The following is a 20,267-nucleotide window of genomic DNA, read 5'->3' on the forward strand; positions in this document are numbered from 1 at the left end:
TAACCGCCATTGTTCCATAAAGCTATTACATTCACTCCTTCATCGATCAAGCTCTTCTAAGCCGAGCAGCAGTTCCTCGCGAGGCAGTCCGCCCGTCTTCAGCTGATCGTCATTCAATAACAATAACCGGTTATAGAAAGCTTTCAGATCGCTTTCTTTGCCCACGCCGTCCTCATACATGGCATATAAGTAATTCTCCGCCTTGTCATACCATCCTCTTCGCTCACAGGAAGTCGCCGCTAACAGCCCAGTGCTGCGGGGCAATCTAGCATTGCCCAACCGCTCCATCAACAATGCCGCTTCATCCGACTTAACCAGTGAAGCTTGTTCGCCAGACTCTTCATGCACTGCCTCGGCGGATAAACCAAGCTCATTAGCAAGTACGCTTGCATGCGCCTCTTCTTCTACCTCTGCCGCTAGCAGCATATGAAGAGCCTTCCCTCTTAGCGCAGTGGCTTCAGCATCGCGCCCCAACTCTTCGAATGTATCCGCTTCTGCTGACATTAAAGTACCAAGCGCACGCAAGTCTTCAGGGTCAGCAGTCCCCCGCTGGCTCAACATACTGATTAGATCTCCAGCCGACAGCTTCCGGGCAAGCTCCGGCTTCATCCGCAGCAGCTTCTCCAGTAAGTCGCCGGACAACGCAAGCGCCTCTTCTTGCTTCTGCTGCTTACGCAGCCCCATCATTTGGCCAAGCGTATCGGTCATACTTTCGATCATACGCATCATATAGTCACGCTGAAGCATGTGCCGTCTCCTCCTAGATGGTTGCTAAGAATTGAAGTATACCCGCGGTAAGCTCCTCTGGCGCTTCGAGCATCCCCATATGTCCGGCTGACTCGAGCAATACTTGGCTAGTGCCTGCTCTATTCGTCGTGAATGTACGCTCCACCGGGATAATGCCATCATTCGCCCCAGCTACAAGCAGCAGTGGTTGAGTCGACGTCTCCAGCACGCTGCGGCGATCTGGACGATCCTTCATGCCCAACGCTGATGCTTGCCCGCCTTGCGCGGATGTGTCATATCCGATATCAATCGCTCGCGTAACCAACTCAGCGGATGCATTCGGTGCGAACAAGTTCGGTACAAGCCCTTCTACAAACGTCCGAATTCCCTGCTCCTCGATTTTCTGAACCGTGCGATCTCTATTCTCGCGTGCCGCTTCACTATCTGGCAGTCCGGTCGAATGAATGAGTCCGAATGCACGAAGACGACTTGGATATTGCTCTGCAAAGGCAAGTGCGGTATAACCGCCCATTGAATGCCCAAGCAATGCGATCTGTTCCAGCTGAAGTGCGTCGGCAAGCGCTAGTACATCTTGCGCCAACGCCTCCATCGTATAAACAGATGATACAGGCGCAGAAGACTTGCCATGACCTCTTGTATCCGGCACGATTACTCGCGCGCCTTCCTTCGACAGCTGGGGTACGATCTGCTCCCAGTAGGCCGAACTGCCGCAGTACCCATGCAGCAAGACAACGTTTACCTTCGCGCCACCTTCAGGCATCGTATCGACATATGTGATTGTCAGTTCGCCATTATGTACAACAACAGAACGATCTGCTAGCGAATGTTTGTTCATGATAACTCCTCCTAGACTTACATATCGTATATCGTATTAAGGATGTCCACGCAGCGCTATATCAATCGCAGCAGCTGCCGACTCCGCCATTTGCATCACAAGATGAAGCGATGTTGCTTGTAAGGTTTGATACGGTCTAGGTCCTTGTCGATTTACAACGCCTGCAATGGAATAGTCTCCAACGGGAGCCAAATTCAATCCGATGCCTTCACCAGGCTTCAGCGGGCCTTCTGCAACGGCGAACATACCGATGGATTCGGGTTTGCCCAAGCATGCATCAATGGCAATGACGATGGCCTCTGCTGGCTGATGGATTCCTTCATGTGCAATCCGCTTCGCATCAAGCGGCTGTTCCATTGTTCCATTAACATTGTTCCAGCCCCTCGACCGCAGGGCAGTGCCAACTAACGGACCGAATGCATCACCCGTAGAGCAGTCCGTACCTATGCAGACGAACGCTACTTCCCGGCCCAACCGATGAGCCGCAGCAGCCGTTCTTAACAGCGTCTTAATACCGCTGGCATCAACGGTTATGGACACCCGTTTGGCAGCAGGCTGTGGCTGCCGATTTTTGCTGCGAATTCCCATAATAACGCTTCCGATCCTTTCCTACATTCCTCATCCATGATACTTGATTTCATAAGGATCAGCAATGAACGGCAAGCCCCATTACGCCTTTATCGAAGCTTATCGGGGATAAGCGGTGCAATTTGGCGATGAACCAATCTAACTTTTTGAACACGAACGATAAGACATGGTACAATACAGCAAACGATGGAATAGAGAGGGATCCTAACATGAACTTAAATGAGCCAACAATTAGCAATATGGCGTTTATGATCGATGAGATTAAATCCAAGCTGAAGATGGCAACCGCTGCCGCAATGCAGCCAAGCCACTTCGATCTCAAACGCTACGAGGACATTAAGGATATATATGAGGTCATTGCTTCCAAACCAAACTTTAGCATCTCGGAAGTTGAGGCGTTGGTTTCCGAACTGGGCAAGCTTCGGAACCAATAAGTCAATAAGTTTAAATATTTAAATTATTAATTACATTTTATAGCATGGATGAACATTATTCTACAAATAGCAACAAAAACATACCGTAACGAAAATAAGACCGAGGCTCGTGACGAAGCCTCGGTCTTCTGTATCATTTATTGCTCATTCTCGCTTGCTTCTGGTTCTGGTGTCGCAGTTGGCGCAACCGTCTCAATCGACAGTTTGACCGAAACCTGCTTGCTCTCACCCTTCAAGAACTGCGCCGCACGCTCCAGCTTCTCTGCCAGTTCGTTACCGCTCAGCGTTACGTTCAGGTGATAGGAGAAGTGATCACCAGGCTGTCTCGAAGCGCCGTAGCCAGCTTGTGCCGCGAAACGATCTCCGCCATACATTGCTGGAGCGACTGCCTCTCCCGGGAAAAATTTGTCGGACTTGTTCACAACGCGCTCATAGATACGCAGCTTCTTCAGCAGCATATAATATTGTGCGGAATGCTTGAAGCCCCAAGCATCACGAATGTCCTTCAGTGTGTAGTCCATCTTCCAACGCTTCAAATGCTCGATTTGTTCCTCTGTATTCAACTTCATGAATTCTTCTAGTGGAAAAATTGCGCTAGACATCAGTTACTCCTCCAATCGCTATTTCGGCTTGAAAAAATAAGTTACAAAATGACCAAACATCATATAAAAATCATTTAGTATTATTTTCTATAAAATAATACCATAAATATTATCTAAAGGCCAATAGTGCAAAACGAATAATTTCAGACATCGTTCGCGCGAATTAGTGCAATATACATAGAAAAACCGCTCCTGTTTGCCACTTCATGACGAACAAGAGCGATTTATTGTATATATTATATTTCATTAATCTTAAATTATTTGAATGAACTACAATTATTGTTCGCGCAGGGAGAGCGACGCCATGAAACGGCGGAATGCCGAGCGGCCTTCCTCTGTTGTTTTATAGACGCCGGCATCCTTCAGAACAGCAAGGAACTTGTCGCCCGTCTCCTGCTGCAATACAGCAGCAGCCTGCTCCGTGCTAAGAGTATTGCCGTAACGTTCGAGCAGTTCGCGAATCCAAGACGCATGCGAGCGCAGTGAGAACGCATCCGCGTCTGCATCCGATTCACTCCATACCTTCTCGCCAGTTAAGTAAGCTGCAATTGCTTCAAGCTCCGACTTCAAACGGCCAGGAAGAACAGCCAGACCCATAACTTCGATCAAGCCGATGTTCTCTTTCTTCACGTGATGAAGTTCGCGGTGCGGATGGAAAATGCCATCCGGATGCTCTTCGCTTGTCCGGTTGTTGCGGAGCACGAGATCCAGTTCGTATTCGCCGTTGTTCAACCGTGCAATCGGTGTAATCGTGTTATGCGGAATACGGCTGCCGTCCGCGCCTTCGCTGTATGCAAGCACATCCGCGTCTGCATCGGAGTATTCGCGCCATGCATCCAGAATTCGATTCGCTGCCGTCATCACAGCTGCGCTGCTGCTGCCATTGACGCGTATAACCGACATTGGCCACCGTACGATTCCGAAGCGAACATTCGCTGCCGAAGGATCGACGAACGACGCTTCAACCGGCGCTTCTTCCATCGGGAACGTATGTCTGCCCGCCTGGAAATGATCGTGGTGAAGAATCGAACCGCCAACGATCGGCAGATCGGCATTCGAGCCGATGAAGTAATGCGGCATAGCATCGATGAAGTTCAGCAGACGGCCGAACGTCTCATGCGAGATACGCATCGGCGAATGCTCGCCTTTGAGCACAATACTGTGCTCGTTGTAATACACATACGGCGAATATTGGAAGTACCAGCGTTCCCCGCGAAGATCCAGCGGCAGTACGCGAAGGTTCTGACGCGCGGGGTGATCGGCTCTGCCTGCGTAACCGACGTTCGTCTCGCACAGCAGACATTTCGGGTAGCGACTTGGCGGGAGCGTCTTAAGAAGCGCAATCTCCTTCGGATCTTTCTCCGGCTTGGACAGATTGATTGTAATCTCCAACTTGCCGAATGTCGTCTCGTGGCGCCAGTACTGGTTCTTCCGAATGCGGTTCATTTGAATATAGTTCGAATCGATATTCAGCTGATAGAAGCGGTTTGTCGCCGCTTCAACCCCTTCACGCTCCGCCGTTGCGCGGAATGAAGCAACCACTTCCGACGGGCGCCCCATCAGCATGCCCATGATGCGGGCATCCAGCAGATCACGCTGCGTGAGGGTGTCGTCCGGAATGAGCCCTGTCTCTGCTGCGAAGTCAAGCAGCGGCTCAAGCAGCGTTATCGGACTATCCAACTCTTCTTCCGGCAGCTTTCCTTCATACGGAGCTGTGAATTGGAACAATTCAAGCAAGGCGTTGCGGGTATATGATTCATCAAGCGGATCAATCATTTCACGCTGCAGACCGAAGCGGACAAGCCGTTCGATCAGCATGGATGCCTGATCAGCATCAATTGCAGCATGTAGTTGTTCTGTCATAGCTGTCACTCCTTCTATTTAGAGGCCGAACACGCACTATTAGTTCTTGCCGTAGCCGTTCGGATTCGCCGAATGCCACTGCCAAGCGCTGCGGATGATGTCATCAAGTTTGTCGCGCTTCGGCTGCCAGCCGAGCTCCTTGCGGGCACGGTCGGACGAAGCGATCAGAACGGCAGGGTCGCCTGCGCGGCGAGCTTCCATGACGACTGGAATTTCCCGCTCCGTCACATTGCGCGCAATATCGATAACTTGCTTCACGGAGAAGCCTTGACCGTTGCCAAGATTGTAGACCGCGCTGTCTTCGCCGCGGCGGAGACGGTCAACTGCAAGCACATGCGCATCAGCTAGATCGCTGACATGAATGTAGTCGCGGATGCACGTACCATCCTCTGTTGGGTAGTCGTCGCCGAATACCGAGATGTGCGGACGTTGACCAAGCGCAGCTTGCAGCACGATTGGAATCAGGTGCGTCTCCGGGCTGTGGTCCTCGCCAATCTTCCCGCTAGCGTGTGCGCCAGCTGCATTGAAGTAGCGAAGCGACACATAATGGATGCCGTGAGCGGTGTCGAACCATTTCATCATTTTCTCCATCGCCAGCTTCGTCTCGCCGTATGCATTCGTTGGCACCGTGCGGTCATGCTCATCGATTGGAACGCGCTCCGGTTCGCCATATGTTGCAGCCGTCGACGAGAAGACGATGCGCTTCACGCCGTTCTTGTTCATTGCTTCGAGCAGGCACAATGTGCCATACACGTTGTTGTGATAGTATTTGCCCGGATTCGTCATGCTCTCGCCGACGAGCGAGTTCGCTGCGAAGTGGATAACCGCGTCGATCGAATTCTCTTTGAACACTTGATCGAGGAATGCTTCATCACGAAGGTCGCCTTCGTACAGCTTGCCGCCAAGCACCGCTTCACGATGTCCCTGCTGCAGATTGTCAACAATGACGATTTCTTCTCCGCGCTCCAGCAATGCGGCTACTGTATGCGAGCCAATGTAGCCTGCGCCACCCGTTACTAATACTGCCATACCGAATCTCTCCCTTATTTTAGAGGTAGTTCAAAATAGATTATCTGAAAGCTTATACAAGCTCTTCTACGCCGTTGCCGATGCTGCAAACGTAGAAGTCGGCCGTAAGGCCTGTCGCTTCGTTATACTTGCGGCCCACTTCTTCCTTGAAGCGCTCAATCGCATCTTCATGAACAAGCGATACCGTGCAGCCGCCGAAGCCTGCGCCTGTCATCCGCGAGCCCAGCACGCCTTCAACGCTGCGCGCGGCTTCAACCATTGCATCCAACTCAGCGCCAGTTACTTCATACAGGTCGCGCAGCGAGTCATGCGAACCATTCATCAAGCGACCGAACGCTGCCAGATCATTCGCCTTCAGCACTTCAATCGAACGGAGAACGCGATCGATTTCTTCTACGACGTGACGCGCGCGGCGGCGAACCGTCTCATCTTGAATCAAATGCTCGCTTGCTTCGAACTGCTCCAGGCTCAGCTGGCCAAGCAGCGTAAGCGATGGATGCGCCTGCTGCAAATCCGCTACCGCCTGCTCGCATTGACCGCGGCGCTCGTTATACTTCGAGTCCGCCAGACCGCGGCGTTTGTTCGTGTTGCCGATGACAAGCTTGTAAGCGTCCGATTGGAACGGAATCAGATCATATTCGAGCGTGTCGCACATAAGCAGAATCGCGTGATCCTTCTGTCCGTTCGCAACAGCGAATTGGTCCATGATGCCGCATTTGACACCGTTGAACTCATTCTCCGAGCGTTGTGCCAGCTTCGCAATTTCAACCGTGTCGATCGGCTGGCCTGCTACGCTCAATAGCGCGAACGCCGTCACAACCTCAATCGATGCTGAGGAGGACAAGCCAGCTCCGTTCGGTATCTCGCCATGATAGAGCAGGTCGAAGCCGCTGCTGAATACAACGCCGCGCTGCTGAAGCTCATGAACGATACCCTTCGGATAGTTCATCCAGTCATCCTTCTTGTCGTAGACGATGCTTCCAAGCGATACTTCACCGCGCAGCTCGAAGTTCGTCGATGCGAATGCCAGCTTGTTGTCTGTACGCGGACGAAGCAGCAGCGTTGTACCGAACGTCAGCGCTGCCGGGAACACATAACCGCCATTATAGTCGGTATGCTCGCCGATCAGGTTCACGCGTCCTGGTGCATGGAAAACTCGGATTGTATCTTCGGACCCGCCGAAAAGCGTAATGAATTGCTGTTTCAGTTGTTGTAGGTTAGCCATTGTAGCGATCACATTCCTTATCTTATCGAAATGAATTGCTGTTATCTGTATCCAGTATAACGGAATCAGCGAATGATCGAAAATGGCGTGAAGTGCTTTTCACATGGATTTATGTGACTTCATTCCTTGCATGATTCGCTATCCTATTGCACAATAAGGATAACTTAGCGTTTAATACACTATAAGATGTGACTTTAATATTATGGTAAATTTATGAACATGCACTTTATGTAATAGGGAGATGCGAACGATGAAGCATCCGTATACGTATACCGTTGCCTCTAACCACTCTTCCGAACGTTTCCATGGGCTGAACGTATTGTTCGCCGGCGAAAGCCAGACGAAGCCAGGTCACAAGGTTGGGCCGAAGGTTTACGATTATTACCTCATGCACTATATCTTATCGGGAAGCGGTACCTTCACGGTCGATGAGACGCCCTACGAGCTTAAGGCAGGGGATACGTTTCTAATCGAGCCGGAGCAGTTGATCCGGTATACTTCGAGCGACTCTGAACCTTGGATGTATCGGTGGATTGCTTTCGAGGGGAAAGAGACGGACAAGCTGCTGGAGTCATGCGGTTTCCGCGGATCGAATCGGGTGCTTCGGCAAGAGGCAGACCGGCGGACCCGTGTATTGTACCGGCACGTCTATCAGTCGCTGCGGGAAGGCGGGGTTATGGCCGCTGTGGAAGCTGCAGGCTACCTGCAGCTTCTATTCAGCATGTATGGCAGTAAGGCGGCTGGACTAGAGGGCAGTGTGGAACGCAGCGAGAATGGCGGCGAGACGCTTGTCCGCCAAGTTACGCACTACTTGTCAGCCCAATTCGCCATGCCGGTCTCCATCGAGCAAATGGCGGAAACGCTTGGCTATAACCGCGCTTATCTGTCCCGAGTGTTCAAGCGTGCAACAGGCATGACACCCGTCACTTTCCTGCTCCGGCTTCGTATCGATAAGGCCCGTCTGCTACTACGGGAACGCCCTGAGCTTACGGTTGAGCAGATCGCCGCATCCGTAGGCATTCCCGATGCCCTCTATTTCTCCAAGCAATTCAAACGGATCTACGAGCAGTCGCCCTCTTCTTATCGCCGCGACATTCTTCAATGAGCGGAATGCCCCGACTGCGCTTATTGAGCGTATTGCAGCTTAACGATGGACTCCCGTCTTCCGATCAACCGGCCTGCATCATTGTACATGGAAGACGGGAACGATTCGCCGATCTGCTGACTTAGCTGATCGGCTGCACTAAGGCTCAGCAGGCCAGCGCTTGCAAGCTGCTGTAAGGAATCGGATAGAATGACGGGCCAGGCCGACTCGCTGCCGTCCGACATTTTGACAATGATGCCGAGCCCTTCCTTCCTCAATCCCAGCGCAAATACGCCTTGGGCACCGCTCTTGGCAACGCAGTTGTTATTGCGAAGCAGCAGGCTCGCCAGCCTTCCCGTTCCTTCCACGAGATCAGGACGTGCATTCATTGCGCTTGTAATGCGGTCGAGCATCGTCCGTACATCCTCTCCAAGACTGACAGGCGGGGCCGCCAGTCTTGCATAGAGCAGCGCAAGTCTGCTTAACGGAATGGTGTACACCGGCAATCCGCAACCATCGAACCCACCCGTCAATTCTGCAGCAGCAAGCCCCGTCAATTCTGCGATCCAATGGCGGATCGATTGCTGGATCGGATGGTTAAGCTCGACATAAGTGTCCAATGGCCATTCCTCCAACCTGCAAGCAGCAACCAGTCCAATATGTTTGCCGGCACAGTTGTGGAACAACTTGCGGGGCTTGCCGCCCGCTTGGATGTACGCATCACGAGCTTCTGTATCGAGAGGAAGACCCTCATCAAAGACAAGCTGCTCTTCTTTCACCCCTAATTCGCGCAGCATCAGCTCCAGCATCTGAACATGTACAGGTTCTCCTCGATGGGAAGCTGTCATCATCGCGATCGCCGCTTCCGGCAGCCCTTGGATATCCATAACGCCTGCGCTAATAATAGGCAGCACTTGAACAGGCTTTGCTGTCGACCGCATAAAAGTCGGAACTTCCGCTTCCCCCGCCCATGCGGCGAGTGTTCCCTCTGCATTCACAACAGCAATATGACCATGATGCACATTCTCGGTCTCTGCGCCCCTTATCGTCACAGCCAGCGGAATACCGCCGGTCTCCACTCGTTCTGCATTCGTACCCATCCGCTGCATCCCCTCTCGAACAGCTCCATCACACTGCCGTTTTGTGCTTATCGCTCAGTAATGTTCCCGTCCTGCTATCGATTATATTCGGCTCTTGTCGATGCAAGGACATCGATCCATGATGGAGCATTGGATAACTAGAATTGGACATAGTAAGAACGGGAGTGATTGTTGGATGACGAGGAAACAATTGCACGCAGGTTCTATGTACTGGCCGACCACAACAACGAGGCCCGCCCCATCCTATGACATGCTCGGAGAGCGGTCGGTTCAATGCGACGTCGCGATTATCGGAGGCGGCATGTCAGGCATATCGAATGGCCATGCTTTTGCCAGCCAAGGTTTGCGGACTGTTGTCTTAGAGCGGGAAACGATTGCCGGCGGCAGTTCTTCAGCCAATACGGGGCTAATCCAGTTCTCGAATGACATCATGCTGACCGACCTGGCTGATCAGATTGGAGAGCATCGTGCGGTCCTCTTTTACAAAGCGTGTAAAGATGCCGTTAAGCAATTAGACGCCTTAACCGAACGTCTTCCGCAAAGAGGAGGCTTCAAACAGCGCTCCAGTCTTTACTTGGCCAGCTCAGAGCAGGAAGTGCCCAAGCTGAGAAGAGAATACGAAATTCTTCACAAACACGGTTTCGATGTAGAATGGTGGTCTTCGCAGCAAATTCGAGCCCATTTCCCATTCACGAAGCCTGCTGCAATTGTAATGCATGGCGATGCGGAGCTTAATCCGTTTGTGTTCATTACCGAGCTTGCTGAGGATGCTGTTCGGCAAGGCCTCACCATTTATGAACATACCGACGTGGTCGCACAACACACGAATGATGATGGGCACCTGCTTACCACTTCCGATGGTGGGACCATTGCAGCCAAACATGTCATATTCGCTATAGGTTATGAGCCGGAGGAATTGCGCAGCAAGCTGATTAAGTCCGATCTGAATCGAAGCTTCGTTATCGTGACCGTGCCTCAAGATGCTCCGCTGGTCGTCTGGCATGAAAGGATGATGATCTGGGAAACCGCCCGGCCTTATTTGTACATGCGGACGACACAGGATAATCGTATAATCATCGGCGGATTGGATGAAGATCCATCAGAGCCAATCGAGGGCGCAATCGCACGAAACAAACGAAACGACAAACTGCATGACCGTTTAATGCAAATGTTTCCGACTTTAACAGCGCCAATCGAGTACGAATGGAGCGCTACGTTCGGCGAATCGTGCGATGGCCTTCCTTTCATCGGACGTGATCCCGTGCGCAGTAATGTATACTACTGCCTCGGTTATGGCGGCAATGGTACGGTCTATAGTCTAATTGGCTGTCAACTGCTGTACGAGCTCATTCAAGGTCGCTCTTCGCCAATTGCGGATATTGTGCGTCTAGATCGCCCATCCATTCTTTCGATATAAACAACTGCAGCCGGCCTTCCTGCTACAGGATGACCGGCTGATATAATCGTTATGCTCTACACGACTTGTGTCGCACCCGTCGCTCGGTAAATCGCTTCAGCATTGCTTAACACCGACAATTCCGGACCTCCATCCACTTCCAGGAGCGTCTTGCTTTCTGTGGTTGATGCCATCACCGCTATGGAGCCATTCTGAACCTCCGTGCGAACCACATCAAGCTTCTCATCTTCAACGCCCAGCGAGGACAAGATGCGGTCGTAGGTTGATTCATTGCCATCCGTGCGAACCCCGGCCAGATAAGCGGCTGCCGCATAAGGCATGCCTCCGGTATAGTTGATACTGCCAAAAGCGACGCCTGCAGCAGCAACAGACGTGCCGATGAGAGACGATTGGCGGAAATCGCCATTCGAGTAGCCATCGGAGTGATTGCCGGTTTCGTCAACGATATCTCGCAGCTCATCCACGTGCATTCCGCACTCCGCCTCAAGCGTGCGGGAGTGATAGCCATCCTTGGCGATAACTCTAAGCTCGCCAGTCGTAAACCCTGCCTGCAGCAGCTGCTGCACAGCGGTAGTCGCATTCCGTTCCGATGCGAAAATGCCGATTTTGCTTGCCATATCGAAACCTCCTTGCCGTTCACGGGAAAACCGTGGGCTGCCGTGAATCCATGAGATGGGATAAATCGGTTACATTATGCCCTGTTTCACATCTCGTTATTTGCGGTTATGGTTATTTAATAGATGTGAATGCCTCTATCGGTCATTCATGGACGAGCGACCGCGCTTAGAAGCAGATTTTATCCACATGTAAGACTATATTTCATCTCGCCAATAAGAATTAGTTCTTTTCTTTAGGCTTGAAATCTTATAAATTCTTATTGGTAATACAAAGATAAACGTTGTGCATTCCATTGAAGTGGGGTATCGGTTATGAAATCACCCGATAAATTTTATCTAAGAACAGAGAATCAGGAAGGGCGCTGTACCGTATATCTGAATGGCGAGCTCGACCTTGAGACCGCATCCCAGATGCGCGCCGCTATGTCTACGCTTGTGGAACTAAGCGACCGAGAGCTCGTGCTCAATTTGCGCGATCTGCGCTATATCGATAGTACGGGGATCGGCATTCTTGTGTCCGTTGTGCGGGCACGTCATGCGAAGAACGCACCTTTCCTTGTTGAGGCAATTCCGCCGAATATACGCAAACTATTCGATATGACCGGCATTTCACCATTCCTGTCCGGCTCATCGCCATCATCGTACTGAAAGGAGATCATGATGCAATGCTTATGAAGGATGATATCATTACGATCTTCGTTCCAGCGGCAGCAGAATACGTCGATCTTGCTCGTCTAACCTTATATGGGGTCGCAAGCAAAATGGGCTTCTCCTTCGAGGAGATTGAAGATATGAAGGTTGCGTTGTCTGAGGCATGCAACAATGCGGTGCTCCATGCCTACGGCGACATGCCTGAAGGCACAACGTTCTCAGCGCCTGAAGAGCAGCCTCGCGTTGAGATCCGATTCATCAAACAAGCCGATGCTTTATCCATTGTCGTGAAGGATGACGGCAGCAGCTTCGATGCGGCAGCAGTGGCGCGCAGTGCCGAATCGCTGCATGGCAAGGCAGTCCACGAGCTGGAGGCTGGCGGACTTGGACTCTACCTTATGCAGGCTTTGATGGATCAGGTGGAAGTGTCGAGCGGCTCAGGTACGCAGGTCATGATGACCAAACGTTTGACCAAAAGCGGGGAATGGGCATGACCTTCCCTCCGTCCCGGCAGCTTCATGATAGCGCCGCGCGGATTGCGGAGTACCAGAGGAATCCGACCAATGAAGCTGCAACGATATTAATTGAATATCACGCGCCCATCGTTCGAATGGCTGCAAGCAAGATTGCGCGGAACCGTCCAGACTTGTATGAAGATCTCATTCAGGTTGGCCAGATGTCGCTTCTGCGGCTGTATCGGCAGTACGACCCAGCGATTGGCGTGCAGTTCGAACCTTATGCAATGAAGAGCATCATCGGTCATATGAAGAACTATCTTAGGGATAAATCTTGGTATATCCAAGTGCCCCGTCGTATTAAAGAAAAAGGGATCTCCGTTCAGCAGACGATCGATGAGCTGACCGTTCGGCTGGAACGCTCGCCTAAGGTCGAAGAGATCGCCGCTCACATGGAGCTGACGGTCGAAGAGACGCTCGAAATTCTTGGCGGACGCGATCTATATCATTACGTTTCGCTCGATACGCCAATTAGCGAAGAAGACAGCACAACGACGCTTGGCGAGCTCCTCCACTCGCAGCTTGACGAGTATGAGCATATCGATAAGAAGCTGGACATCGAAGCAGCGATGTCCGCACTGAAACCGGAGGAACGACAAGTGCTCAAGCTCGTATTCGAGGATGGCGTGCCTCAACGTCTCATTGCCGAGCAGTTAGGCGTCTCCCAGATGAGCATTTCGCGTATTCAACGCCGTGCCATCGAGAAGCTCCGGAGAAGCTTAACCGAATCCAATAATCCCGATCTATGAATCAGCGCACCGACGAATGACGCATTAGCGGCATGATCGGTGCGCTGTTCTCGTGATTTACGTTGAACACTTCCACTCATTCGGGTTATGATGGAGAAATGAGAAAACCTCTACCGGTATCGATTCTAACAGGAGGCATTGTATGAACGAACGAACGTTTCGATTCCCAGCCGGCTGGGAGTGGCTGCAGCTTCGGCAGCCGTTCGCGGAAGACCTGCACCAGCAATCGACCGACGCTCGGGACGACGTGCAATCGCAGCTTGAACTACTACCATCGATGCCGTCACGAGCCAAACGGACGACTATAGACAAGCCCCTGGAGGGCGGAACTCCAACTGACCTAGCCCATAAACGCGAACAGCTGCGGCATGAACAGGCACAAGAAAGACTGCTTGCCATGAAGCAGCGCATGCCAGAATGCTCGGCATGGCTGGACGACTGCTTCGAGCGAAGCGCGAATCATATTGTTGTTCATCGGCTTGAAGATGGTGAACCGCTCCTATATGGAACACTGCTCGTGCAGCTGTCCGACGATAACAAAGATATTCAACCGCTGCGTTATTGGGTGACGGCCCATCAACTTACGACCATTCACGAGGATTGGCGGTTGTCGATTCGAACACAGCAGCCCCCTTGGAATATTCAGCTGCAGCAGTGCAAGAATGGCGGCGAGGCACTTGCGACCTTGATGAGCGTCGTACTTGAACAGCTGCATCATGGTCTGGACAGCTTCGAGAAGAAGCTAATGGAACAGGAGCAAACTTTGCGAAGTCGCGATCAACAGATCGAACGGATGAATCTATTGTTTGATTGCCGTTACGACCTGCTCCATTGGCAGCGGTTGTTCATACCCGTGAATGAGCTTCATAACGCATTGAAAGAAGCGTTTGCGGCCGGTACTGTTATCAATAGCGAGGCGTACACCCGCCTTCAGCATAAGCTGGAGCGTATCGATACGCTTATTCAGGCGTATGCAAGAGAGCTCGACACGCTCATCGCCATGGGTGAGGCTGCATCGACGCAGCGCGGCAATGATACGCTGAAAGTACTGGCTAACGTCGTTCTCCTGCTTATTCCAACGATCGTCGTTGGCGCATTGTGGGGCATGAATATTCGCAGCCTTCCTTATATGGATAAGAGATGGAGCTTCCCTGCCATGTGTGTGATCGACCTGATCATAACCGCAGTCATTTGGCTGCTCCTGTGGCGGGCTCATTGGATTGGCCGCAGGCCAAACCCTCCTTCCCCAGTTACAGCTGCAGATGCAGGGCATAAGCTAGCGGAGAACAGTCCAGCCTCAACTGACGGGTTGTCGCGATCGCGATCGCGAAGCCGCCGCAATGGGGGCAAGAAGACAAGCAATGAAGCAGCAACTGATCGTCGTGCTGCATCGCTCACCATGATGAATCTTGCGGATCCCAACGCCGTCGACAAACCGCGCAGCCGTCAATGATTCCATATATTGATGAAATAAACAAGCCTCCTGTATCGCCGACTTGTCGTTCGGTGAACAGGAGGCTTTATTTGTAGGCCCCCACTTAAAGAGAGCGACACTAGCGCATCTTATCCATTATTTCAAAGCAATCCACAGCAAACACTGGTCGTCCGAACGTCCACGGCCATCAATCGGTTCACCGAATAGCGCTTCTCGCCAATCATCAGGGAATCGATTGTAATCTTCCAGACCGCCGCTCGTTAACTTCATACCAAGTCTTTCGATCGGATCTTCTTCAGCATCGTCCGTCCGGTCAAGTAAACCATCTGTTACAATGACGATCCGATCGCCTGGCGCAAGTCGGAGTGACTGCTTGTTAACGGTTATCCCTTCGAACAGCCCGATGGCTGGACTGCCCCCTGTAAAAGGCTCCACCTCACCGGAACTCGACCTCAGCAGCAAGCCTGGAGGATGTCCGGCATTCACATATTCCGCAACGCCGCGCTCCATGTCGATCACCATATAGATGCCAGTGAAGTAATACTGAATAAGCTGGTCGGAGAAATGCAGCTGCATCGCCCGACGGTTGAGCTCACGCACAACATCCTCAGGATCGAACAGCTTGCTCATTACTTCCTTCAGCACGGACGCGATAAACATACAGACCAGCGACGATGAAATCCCATGGCCCATCGCATCGATTACGGCTACTGCATATCGGTTCTCATCGATCCTATGCCATGCATACAGGTCGCCAGACAACTCCTCCGACGGACGATAGATCGCATCAATGACGATCTGCTCATTCTCCAGTCGCTGCGGCAATACCGCGTATTGTACCTCTCGTGCAAGGCGCAGCTCATCCCGCAGCCTCCGATCCCGTTCCCGATGCCAGTTCTTCTGCTGCTTAAGTCGAAGCGCTGAACGAATCCTCGCCATCAATTCGACCCGATTGATCGGCTTCGTCACGTAATCCGAAGCGCCCGCATCGAGCGCTTCGGCGAGCTTCTTCGAATCGCCGATGGCCGTTACCATAATGATCGGAATATCCTTGAGCCGCTCCAAGCCCAGAATCGTTCGGCATGCCGTGATGCCATCGATTCGAGGCATCATCATATCGAGCAGGATAAGATCCACATCCGGCTCTTCATAAGCTGGCTTAAGATCCGTTCCATCTTCGCTTACACCAAGCAGCTTATATAATTCAACAGCCGAGGAGCAGGAGCTTAAATTACGATACCCTGCCCGCTTCAGCATTTCTTGCACGACGGTTACATTCATTGCGTTATCGTCGACTAGGACGACCCGCATATTCAGTCTGCCGTTGCTCCGTTCTTGACCTTGCATCGCATACCCTCGTTTCTTCTTACGCAAGTCCGCATTGTTATGTTATTAATACCCGCCCCTACAGCAAACGAATCAATAAGAAGCGCTGCATGGATGCTGGATAAGGCAAAGCAGCCGCACGACGATAACACAAAATAGCTGTTCGGACAGTCTATAATAGACCATTCGAACAGCTATTTACGGCTATTATTCGGCTGCCGCTTCCAGCGCTTCTTCGCGCTTGTAAGCACGATTCGTAAGCCATAGGTTACCGGCGATCAAGATGAAGGCAACAAGCGCCATCAGAGGTATCGTAATAACACCGAACCAGTCGAGATAATCTTCATTGCATGGAACGCCGTCGGTGCACGGTACCATTTTATAAAGACCAGGAACCTTCTGCTCTGCATAATGCCAAGCGGAGATGCATCCGCCGATAATGGCAAGCGGCAGTACATAGGAAGCCATCCGTCGATCGCCCCGATACGCCGCCATTCCGAGCAGAATGACCTGCGGGTACATGAAGATCCGTTGGAACCAGCACCACCGGCATGGGGTAAAATGCATGACTTCGCTCAAATACAAACTGCCTGCCGTTGCCGCAATGCTGACGATCCAGGCCATGTACAGGCCGTAGTTATAAAAGAAAGACGAGCGATTGTCATCATTCATCGATTATTGACCCGCCTCATCAAGATCCTTCAATGCTTTCTCAACGGCTGCTTTCACTGGCTCCCAATAGAGCGTATCGGAGCCGCCGACCTTCGTTCCGTTGACGAACAGCGTTGGAGTACCTGTAATGTTGAGCTGACGTACGCGGCTCATATGATCGGACAATTCCTTGGCGTACGTCTCATTCTCAATGTCGCTGCGCAGCTTATCATAGTCGATATTCAGCTTCTCATCCTTCGCAAGCTGGACGAGATAATCGACGGTTGCCCAAGGTTCACGTTCATCAGGCTGCTTGTCATATAACGCCTGGTAATACTTCCAGAACTCATCGTTGCTTTGATGATACACAGCTAATCCTGCCAGCGCCGCAGTCTTCGAGTCTGCGCCGATGAAGTGATAGTTCATGAACGACAACGATACGATGCCTTTATCGATATATTCCTTAATTAGTTCAGGTTTAACGTCCTGCGAGAACTGCTGGCATGCTGGACACTTAAAATCACCGAACTCAACAATTTTCACCTTTGCGTCTTTACTTCCAAGCGTAGGGATGTTATCAAAATCAAATTCTGCTGGATCCGGCTTTGGTGCTAATGCAAATAACAAAATAATGGCAACAAGGAGGATACCGCCAGATGCCCACATCAATGTTCTAACTTTCTTCTGGCGTTCTTTGCTTCTTATTCGTAAATCCTTACGGTTCTGCTTGTAAGTTGATTTGCTTACTGCTTGTCCCACTCTAATTCCCTCCGATCAATATAAGTGCACAGATAGATCTATTATACCTGCCCAACGTTAAATTAACATTAAGAGGTTGTCAAAAAGTACGCTTTTGATCACGAAGAATGAAAGAAAAAGGAAAAGAAAAAGCCAGCCAGCAGGATTGTGAAATCCCGCCCGCCGGCTTGTCCAATGCTAAATGCTTATATTTTGAACCAGTTCAATGCTGCGACTTTGCTGTAGAACTTGAAGCTGTCCTTCGGCGTACGAACTTGCGTATCGTAATCGACATAGGTCATGCCGAAGCGCATCGAGTAGCCAAATGCCCACTCGTAGTTGTCCATCAGCGACCATGCATAGTAGCCTTTAACGTTGACGCCGGACTCAATCGCACGGGAAACCGATGCAAGGTGCGATTTGATATAACGGATACGGCGGTCGTCATGCACTTTGCCGTCTGCGGACGGCTCATCGTTATAACATGCGCCGTTCTCTGTGATGTAGATTGGGATCTCGCCATAGTTGTTCTTCAGAAACATAAGGGCGTTGTATAGACCTTGCGGGTAGTACGTCCAGCCGATGTCTGTACGATCCCAGCCCATGTCGACTTCTTCCCAGTCGAACAGACCTTCATTTTCTTTGTAGCGGCCAACTGTACCCGTGTAATAGTTAACGCCAAGGAAGTCGATTTTCTGCGAAATGTCTTCCATATCGCCCGCTTGAATCGGCACTTCAACGCCTTTGCCGCGGAACCATTCAACCAGCATTTCTGGGTAATGGCCGTGCATAACAGGACGAATAAACCATTCATTCAGCCAACCTGCTTGACGCTCGCAAGCATCGATATCTTCTTGACGCGTGCTGTAAGGCTCACGCCATTCCATGTTTGGCACAATACCGATCTGGCCTGCGATGCCAAGCTCGCGGAATTTGCGAACGGCACGGCCATGCGCCACGAGCAGATGATGCGATACATTCGTCGCCAATTGCAAATCGCGGTTGCCTGGCGCATGCTCGCCAAGGTAGTTGGACAAGAAGGATACGCACCATGGCTCGTTGAACGTAGCCCACAGCTTAATTTTACCCTTCAGCGATTCGAAAACGATTTCGGCATATCGAACGAAATGATCGATCGTTTCACGGTTATCCCATCCGCCACGATCCTGCAGCGCCTGCGGCAAATCCCAGTGATACAACGTGCACATTGGTTCGATGCCGTATTTAAGAAGCTCGTCTACAAGACGGTGATAGAACTCCAAACCTTCTTGATTCACTTCGCCAGAGCCATCTGGAATGATACGCGGCCATGCGATTGAGAAGCGGTACGTTTGGATGCCCATATCGGCCATCATCTTCACGTCTTCCGGATACTTGTGGTACATGTCGCAAGCGACATCGCCGTTATCGCCCATGAATACTTTGCCTGGCGTACGTGCGAACGTATCCCAGATCGACAGCCCGCGGCCGCCTTCTTGATACGCGCCTTCTACTTGGTACGAAGCAGTTGCTGCTCCCCATTTGAAGCCTTCTGGAAACTGTACAATTGCCATCTGTCAGGTGTCACCTTTCCTATACCTTATTGGATATGCATTATGACCTTCTTCTCAGTATAGTGCCAAATGTCACAGCATCCTATGTGTGATTTTGTCGCTTCCTGATGCAATTTTGTCGCTCTATGTAGATTTATGTCGATGGTTCCGAATTCACATTCTTCTTCATAAACTATGAAGTAAACCTCTTTCAAGGTCGCTTGAGGATCCGCGATCGGGATAAGAGGTGGGGAACTGTCTGTGTGGCGCGGCTTAGGGAGGCGATGGCAGATGGCATTAAAAAACAACGATGATGGGCAGCAGTTCGACACACGTACGGCTTTGTTCTTGGCTGCAGTATGCGGCCAAACCTATGTACAATACGGCAGCCCTGACGGATCATTCCTAGTCCCTGCAGGCTATCGCGTAGCGGGCTCGTTCAAGGCACAGTCCTATGAGGATAAGCCCGAATATTTTGGCTTCGTGCTTGAATCCGACCGCACGGTTATTCTTGCGTTCAGAGGCTCCGGCTCTGCGATGGACTGGGTATCCGACTTTATCTCTCAACAAGTTACGTTCAAGCCTGTGAAGACATCCTGCCAATCGCACAAAGGCTTCACTGATATATATATGACGTGTCAGCAAGACGTTCGCTCGATTGTTCGATTAACTGATCCCGACAAGCCGCTGTTCGTAACGGGACACAGCCTCGGCGGTGCGCTTGCAACGCTGGCTGCATTCGATATCTGCGTGAATACGGGTAGAGAACCTATTGTCTATACGTACGGTTCTCCTCGTGTTGGCGATGTGAAATTCGCCCGTACTTATAATCGCTCCATCAAACAGCATTGGCGGGTGCAGAATGAATACGATATTGTGCCGCATCTGCCTCCGCTCGTCTACCGGCAGCCGAAGACGAAAAACATTTTCTATTACATGCATGTCAGGGGAGAAGTTAAGCGCTCGTTCCGTATGGGCTCGGTATCCGGCAATCATGTGCTTAGCAGCTATTTCGCCGACCTGGCGAAGGAGGACCCAGCCTATGCCGCGATGCTCTGTGAGGGGCCGCCGGGTTGGTGTCCAACGTTCCCCTCCTGATCCTCCCTATGGGAGGACCCAGGGGCGGAGC

The 20,267-nt window shown here is 51.5% G+C and carries 21 protein-coding genes; 8 read left to right on the plus strand and 13 right to left on the minus strand.

All coding sequences use genetic code 11. From position 1 onward, the window contains the following. Window positions 1-39 precede the first annotated feature (39 nt). Genes H8B09_RS27925 through yyaC form a run of 3 tightly spaced genes read right to left on the minus strand, consistent with a single transcriptional unit; the run spans window position 40 to window position 2,170 of the window. Window positions 40-747, minus strand: coding sequence for a DUF6483 family protein (locus H8B09_RS27925; RefSeq protein WP_191206872.1), 708 nt, complete (start codon window positions 745-747; stop codon window positions 40-42). 13 nt (window positions 748-760) lie between these two features. Then, window positions 761-1,582: an alpha/beta fold hydrolase gene (locus tag H8B09_RS27930; RefSeq protein WP_191206873.1), complete on the minus strand. Its 822-nt coding sequence runs from the start codon at window positions 1,580-1,582 to the stop codon at window positions 761-763. 36 nt (window positions 1,583-1,618) lie between these two features. Further along, window positions 1,619-2,170 carry a spore protease YyaC gene (gene yyaC, locus H8B09_RS27935; RefSeq protein WP_191206874.1) on the minus strand — a complete coding sequence of 184 codons (552 nt, stop codon included), beginning with the start codon at window positions 2,168-2,170 and terminating at the stop codon, window positions 1,619-1,621. A 209-nt stretch (window positions 2,171-2,379) separates the two neighbouring features. On the opposite strand from yyaC, the gene H8B09_RS27940 reads away from it, so the two are divergent. Beyond that, window positions 2,380-2,604: a DUF1128 domain-containing protein gene (locus H8B09_RS27940; protein WP_191206875.1), complete on the plus strand. Its 225-nt coding sequence runs from the start codon at window positions 2,380-2,382 to the stop codon at window positions 2,602-2,604. Window positions 2,605-2,741: 137 nt separating this feature from the next. Here H8B09_RS27940 and H8B09_RS27945 read toward each other — a convergent pair whose 3' ends face one another. From H8B09_RS27945 to H8B09_RS27960, 4 genes are all read right to left on the minus strand, one after another. Then, window positions 2,742-3,206: a hypothetical protein gene (locus H8B09_RS27945; RefSeq protein WP_191206876.1), complete on the minus strand. Its 465-nt coding sequence runs from the start codon at window positions 3,204-3,206 to the stop codon at window positions 2,742-2,744. A 276-nt stretch (window positions 3,207-3,482) separates the two neighbouring features. Continuing rightward, window positions 3,483-5,069 carry a UDP-glucose--hexose-1-phosphate uridylyltransferase gene (locus H8B09_RS27950; protein WP_191206877.1) on the minus strand — a complete coding sequence of 529 codons (1,587 nt, stop codon included), beginning with the start codon at window positions 5,067-5,069 and terminating at the stop codon, window positions 3,483-3,485. A gap of 39 nt (window positions 5,070-5,108) precedes the next feature. Next, the gene (gene galE / locus H8B09_RS27955) at window positions 5,109-6,098 is read right to left on the minus strand and encodes a UDP-glucose 4-epimerase GalE (protein WP_191206878.1); all 990 of its coding nucleotides are present in this window, start codon (window positions 6,096-6,098) and stop codon (window positions 5,109-5,111) included. A 52-nt stretch (window positions 6,099-6,150) separates the two neighbouring features. After that, window positions 6,151-7,323 (minus strand): galactokinase, encoded by a 1,173-nt coding sequence (locus tag H8B09_RS27960; RefSeq protein WP_191206879.1) that lies wholly within the window; start codon window positions 7,321-7,323, stop codon window positions 6,151-6,153. Between the two features lie 250 nt (window positions 7,324-7,573). Here H8B09_RS27960 and H8B09_RS27965 point away from each other — a divergent pair, with 250 nt between their 5' ends. Then, window positions 7,574-8,428 (plus strand): AraC family transcriptional regulator, encoded by an 855-nt coding sequence (locus H8B09_RS27965; protein WP_191206880.1) that lies wholly within the window; start codon window positions 7,574-7,576, stop codon window positions 8,426-8,428. A 20-nt stretch (window positions 8,429-8,448) separates the two neighbouring features. Here the strand turns inward: H8B09_RS27965 and H8B09_RS27970 are convergent, their stop codons facing one another. Beyond that, window positions 8,449-9,507, minus strand: coding sequence for an asparaginase (locus H8B09_RS27970; protein ID WP_191206881.1), 1,059 nt, complete (start codon window positions 9,505-9,507; stop codon window positions 8,449-8,451). A 175-nt stretch (window positions 9,508-9,682) separates the two neighbouring features. On the opposite strand from H8B09_RS27970, the gene H8B09_RS27975 reads away from it, so the two are divergent. Next, complete coding sequence (locus H8B09_RS27975; protein WP_191206882.1) at window positions 9,683-10,924, plus strand: NAD(P)/FAD-dependent oxidoreductase; 1,242 nt, start codon at window positions 9,683-9,685, stop codon at window positions 10,922-10,924. Between the two features lie 56 nt (window positions 10,925-10,980). Here H8B09_RS27975 and H8B09_RS27980 read toward each other — a convergent pair whose 3' ends face one another. Continuing rightward, the gene (locus tag H8B09_RS27980) at window positions 10,981-11,541 is read right to left on the minus strand and encodes a hypothetical protein (protein ID WP_191206883.1); all 561 of its coding nucleotides are present in this window, start codon (window positions 11,539-11,541) and stop codon (window positions 10,981-10,983) included. 312 nt (window positions 11,542-11,853) lie between these two features. On the opposite strand from H8B09_RS27980, the gene H8B09_RS27985 reads away from it, so the two are divergent. The 4 genes from H8B09_RS27985 to H8B09_RS28000 all read left to right on the plus strand — a co-directional run bounded on the left by H8B09_RS27985 (window position 11,854) and on the right by H8B09_RS28000 (window position 14,909). Next, window positions 11,854-12,189 carry an STAS domain-containing protein gene (locus tag H8B09_RS27985; RefSeq protein WP_191206884.1) on the plus strand — a complete coding sequence of 112 codons (336 nt, stop codon included), beginning with the start codon at window positions 11,854-11,856 and terminating at the stop codon, window positions 12,187-12,189. 17 nt (window positions 12,190-12,206) lie between these two features. After that, window positions 12,207-12,686 (plus strand): anti-sigma B factor RsbW, encoded by a 480-nt coding sequence (gene rsbW / locus H8B09_RS27990; RefSeq protein ID WP_191206885.1) that lies wholly within the window; start codon window positions 12,207-12,209, stop codon window positions 12,684-12,686. Beyond that, the gene (locus H8B09_RS27995; RefSeq protein WP_191206965.1) at window positions 12,683-13,456 is read left to right on the plus strand and encodes a sigma-70 family RNA polymerase sigma factor; all 774 of its coding nucleotides are present in this window, start codon (window positions 12,683-12,685) and stop codon (window positions 13,454-13,456) included. The genes rsbW and H8B09_RS27995 overlap by 4 nt, the downstream gene beginning before the upstream one ends. Window positions 13,457-13,598: 142 nt before the next feature. Further along, entirely contained in the window at window positions 13,599-14,909 is a 1,311-nt protein-coding gene (locus H8B09_RS28000; protein ID WP_191206886.1) for a CorA family divalent cation transporter, read from the plus strand. Between the two features lie 117 nt (window positions 14,910-15,026). On the opposite strand, the gene H8B09_RS28005 is transcribed toward H8B09_RS28000, so the two are convergent. The 4 genes from H8B09_RS28005 to H8B09_RS28020 form a co-directional block, all read right to left on the minus strand. Continuing rightward, window positions 15,027-16,202: a fused response regulator/phosphatase gene (locus H8B09_RS28005; protein WP_191206966.1), complete on the minus strand. Its 1,176-nt coding sequence runs from the start codon at window positions 16,200-16,202 to the stop codon at window positions 15,027-15,029. A 222-nt stretch (window positions 16,203-16,424) separates the two neighbouring features. Continuing rightward, window positions 16,425-16,889 carry a disulfide oxidoreductase gene (locus H8B09_RS28010; RefSeq protein ID WP_191206887.1) on the minus strand — a complete coding sequence of 155 codons (465 nt, stop codon included), beginning with the start codon at window positions 16,887-16,889 and terminating at the stop codon, window positions 16,425-16,427. A gap of 3 nt (window positions 16,890-16,892) precedes the next feature. Continuing rightward, window positions 16,893-17,627 (minus strand): DsbA family protein, encoded by a 735-nt coding sequence (locus tag H8B09_RS28015; protein ID WP_191206888.1) that lies wholly within the window; start codon window positions 17,625-17,627, stop codon window positions 16,893-16,895. Between the two features lie 185 nt (window positions 17,628-17,812). After that, window positions 17,813-19,159, minus strand: coding sequence for a GH1 family beta-glucosidase (locus H8B09_RS28020; protein WP_191206889.1), 1,347 nt, complete (start codon window positions 19,157-19,159; stop codon window positions 17,813-17,815). 270 nt (window positions 19,160-19,429) lie between these two features. Here H8B09_RS28020 and H8B09_RS28025 point away from each other — a divergent pair, with 270 nt between their 5' ends. Next, window positions 19,430-20,236 carry a lipase family protein gene (locus H8B09_RS28025; RefSeq protein WP_191206890.1) on the plus strand — a complete coding sequence of 269 codons (807 nt, stop codon included), beginning with the start codon at window positions 19,430-19,432 and terminating at the stop codon, window positions 20,234-20,236. The last annotated feature ends 31 nt before the right edge of the window (window positions 20,237-20,267 follow it).

The sequence above is a fragment of the Paenibacillus terricola genome (genome assembly GCF_014779765.1).
GTDB lineage: Bacteria > Bacillota > Bacilli > Paenibacillales > Paenibacillaceae > Paenibacillus_T > Paenibacillus_T terricola.